Annotated in this window: 1 protein-coding gene; it reads left to right on the forward strand. The window is 68.1% G+C overall.

Translation table 11 applies throughout. The features are described 5' to 3' along the window. The coding region (gene sucD, locus DS843_RS30950) for a succinate--CoA ligase subunit alpha (protein WP_149472627.1) at positions 1-639 on the forward strand (639 nt) is incomplete at its 5' end. Position 640: the final 1 nt, after the last annotated feature.

Raw genomic sequence — 640 nt, forward strand, 5'->3', positions numbered from 1 at the left:
GACGCCATCCTGGAGGCGATCGACGCCGAGATCCCGCTGGTGGTGTGCATCACCGAGGGCATTCCGGTGCTCGACATGGTGCGGGTCAAGCGCGCGCTGGGCAACTCCAAGACGCGGCTGATCGGGCCGAACTGCCCGGGCATCATCACGCCGGACGAGTGCAAGATCGGCATCATGCCGGGGCACATCCACAAGCGCGGCAAGATCGGCATCGTCTCGCGCTCGGGCACGCTGACCTACGAGGCGGTGGCGCAGACCACCGCGGCGGGGCTGGGCCAGACGACCTGCATCGGCATCGGCGGCGACCCGGTCAACGGGACGAACTTCGTGGACAGCCTGGAGCTGTTCCTGAAGGACCCGGAGACCGAGGGCATCATCATGATCGGCGAGATCGGCGGCGACGCCGAGGTCAAGGGCGCGGAGTTCATCAAGGCCTCCGGGACCAAGAAGCCGGTCGTCGGCTTCATCGCCGGGCGCACCGCGCCTCCGGGCCGCCGCATGGGCCATGCCGGCGCGGTGATCTCCGGCGGCAACGACACCGCCGACTTCAAGATCGAGTTCATGAAGAGCGCGGGCATCGCCGTGGCGGACAGCCCGGCCAGCCTGGGCTCCACCATGCTCAAGGTCTTCAAGGGCTGAT

Origin of the sequence: Roseomonas genomospecies 6, assembly GCF_008365375.1 — a bacterium.
Lineage (GTDB): Bacteria > Pseudomonadota > Alphaproteobacteria > Azospirillales > Azospirillaceae > Azospirillum.